Origin of the sequence: Terrisporobacter muris, assembly GCF_024621905.1 — a bacterium.
Lineage (GTDB): Bacteria > Bacillota > Clostridia > Peptostreptococcales > Peptostreptococcaceae > Terrisporobacter > Terrisporobacter muris.
In genome coordinates, this window is the sequence record NZ_JANKBY010000423.1 from 1 (window position 1) to 2,576 (window position 2,576).

The 2,576-nt window shown below is 28.1% G+C and carries 3 protein-coding genes; 1 reads left to right on the forward strand and 2 read right to left on the reverse strand.

Annotation, left to right across the window (positions count from 1 at the left end; all coding sequences use genetic code 11):
* Positions 1-163 precede the first annotated feature (163 nt).
* Positions 164-775 (reverse strand): acetate uptake transporter, encoded by a 612-nt coding sequence (locus tag NSA58_RS18710; RefSeq protein WP_039679984.1) that lies wholly within the window; start codon positions 773-775, stop codon positions 164-166.
* Between the two features lie 326 nt (positions 776-1,101).
* Here NSA58_RS18710 and NSA58_RS18715 point away from each other — a divergent pair, with 326 nt between their 5' ends.
* Positions 1,102-1,734: a biliverdin-producing heme oxygenase gene (locus NSA58_RS18715; protein ID WP_074429824.1), complete on the forward strand. Its 633-nt coding sequence runs from the start codon at positions 1,102-1,104 to the stop codon at positions 1,732-1,734.
* An 88-nt stretch (positions 1,735-1,822) separates the two neighbouring features.
* On the opposite strand, the gene NSA58_RS18720 is transcribed toward NSA58_RS18715, so the two are convergent.
* Entirely contained in the window at positions 1,823-2,542 is a 720-nt protein-coding gene (locus NSA58_RS18720) for a tRNA 2-thiocytidine biosynthesis TtcA family protein (RefSeq protein WP_039679986.1), read from the reverse strand.
* Between the last annotated feature and the right edge of the window lie 34 nt (positions 2,543-2,576).

The following is a 2,576-nucleotide window of genomic DNA, read 5'->3' on the forward strand; positions in this document are numbered from 1 at the left end:
ATAGAATTTGATTTATTTAATGATATTTTTGATACTAAAACTTATAGTACCCAAATTCAGATTTTTTTAGGTTAATAGAAATATGAAAGAAAATAAAAAGTGAAAAATAGCCTTAAACATTCAAGTAAAATGTTTAAGGCTATTTATTTATATATATAAGTTATTATTTTTTAAATATGCCAAATGGCTTTCCAACTGGTAAGAATACTCTTCCGAAGTGAGTATTTAACACAGCAGCACCACATCCGTAGAATCCTACTAAAGCTATTGCCATTTCAGAGTATGCAGCTAATGAGTGCATAGCATGTTCCATTATACCGAATGAAGATAATGATAATCCTATGAATAAGAAGTCTATTAAAACAAATATTGTAAATAATACCTTATGAGTTTCCATAGCACCGATAGTCATGATTACAGAGAATATTAAGAATCCTAAGTAAGCAAATCCTAATTGTTTAACGTCAACAGTAGCTGCTAATTCAGCTCCAAATACACCAGCTTTTATTAACCAAGTAAATCCAACTGCATACCAGAACATTGCATAAGCACCGAATGCTGTAGCACCGAATGTATTATCATGCTTGAAATCATTTATACAAGCTATTAATTGAGCAGTAGCTCCTAAGAATATTGCCCAAGGTAAAACGTAAGATACACCTGAAGTTAATCCTAATTTTTGAGATGAAGCAACAAATGTTATTAATGCTAATCCAAAAAGTCCTAATGCTGAAGGATCAGCAGTTACAACTTTAACTTTTGTTTCGTTTGTCATTATGAGACCTCCTATAAATGTTTTATATAAAAAGTATTTTGTATACACATACTAATCTATAATACCAAAAAATTTGCTCCAGGTATACAAAAAAATTTAAATAGTTAATAATTGGTGCAACTTAGAGATACCAAGGGGTAGGATATCGTATTCATAACACAAAAATAACAAAAAATATAAAAAAATGTTTAAGTTAAAAAAGAAGGGGGAATAAATATATTAAAGAAAATGATAATTATTATCAATTAAGATGTAGTAATAAAACTTAAAACAAAACTTTTTGTAATAAACAAATAAAAAATATAACATTATAGGTGGTGACGGTTATGGATTTAATAACTAAAATAAGAAAAAACACAGGAGCTTTACATAGTGCAGCAGAGCATTCGGGAATTTTAAAGAGAATAGTGGATGGAAATGCATCAGTAGATGGTTATGTAGAATATTTATTTAACCTTAGTGCAATGTACAAGGTAATAGAAGAAACTATAGAAAATAATAAAGATAATGAAGTTGTTAAAGAGTTTGCAACACCAGAATTATATAGATATAAATTAATAGAAAAAGATTTAGAATATTTTTTAGGTGAAAACTCAGATAAATATGAATTATTATCATCAACTATTGCCTTTGTAGAAAAAATAAAAGAAATAGGTAACACAAATCCAGAATTGATAGTAGCGTATGCATATACTAGATTTATAGCAGATTTATTTGGAGGTAGAACATTCGTATCTTTATTGAGTGTAAATTATAAAGTTCCTGCAGAAGGATTAAACTATTATAATTGCGATGGAATAAAAAATATAAGAGCATACGTTATGAACTATGCTGCAAAAATTAATGATATGAAACTATCTCCAGAATTGGAAGAAAAATTAGTAGTTGAAGTAAGCAATGCTTATATCTATAATTTGGCTATATCCCAAGAATTAGAGGCTAAGTTATATATGAACTAGAAAAATACTTTAAAGTATTTTTCTAGACACTATACATTTAAAATGCATTAAGAAGGCTATACCACTTTTGGTATAGCCTTCTTAATATTTATCTTATTTTTTCTTTATCCCAAATAAAGACTTTATCAGGATTATTTAAAGCGCCAAAAATATTCTTTTTAGAACCAGGCATATCTTCGTTTAATCTAGATACAAGTTCTTTTATATTTTGTCTATTAGTTTTTCCATCAGCTGGGCAAGGATTTTCTATAATTGGATAATTATAATCTTTAGCAGCCTTTTTCGTCATATATTCTTCAACATAAATCATAGGTCTAATTATAGTTAATTGCTGTCTATCCATATGAGTTTTAGGAGAGAAGCAACTTACTCTACCTTCATAAAGCATTGACATTAAGAAAGTTTCAATAGCATCATCTCTGTGATGTCCTAATGCAACTTTATTGCAACCTAATTTTTTTGCCGTATCATTAAGGGCTCCACGTCTTAAGTTTGCGCATAATGAGCATGGATTTTTTTCTTTTCTAATATCGAATACAATTTCTTTTATATCTGTTTGAACTTCATGATAAGGTATTGATAAATCTTTACACAGTTTATGAAGCGGAGTGTTGTCAACTCCTCCTGGATTTAAAGTTATAGCTATTAGATCAAATTTTTCTGGTGAAAATCTTTGATAACTTTTTAATATATGAAGTAATGCTAAACTATCCTTTCCTCCAGATAAACCAACTGCTATTTTATCATTTTCTTCTATCATATTAAAATCTTTAATTGCTTGACGAGTTTTGCTAAGTAGTTTTTGCATATATATTCCTCCCAATATATAAATTAAAATCTAA

Bases quoted from the DNA above. Each gene is read 5' to 3' on its own strand.
- NSA58_RS18720 (WP_039679986.1), bottom strand. From the start codon at position 2,542: ATGCAAAAACTACTTAGCAAAACTCGTCAAGCAATTAAAGATTTTAAT.
- NSA58_RS18710 (WP_039679984.1), bottom strand. From the start codon at position 775: ATGACAAACGAAACAAAAGTTAAAGTTGTAACTGCTGATCCTTCAGCA.
- NSA58_RS18715 (WP_074429824.1), top strand. From the start codon at position 1,102: ATGGATTTAATAACTAAAATAAGAAAAAACACAGGAGCTTTACATAGT.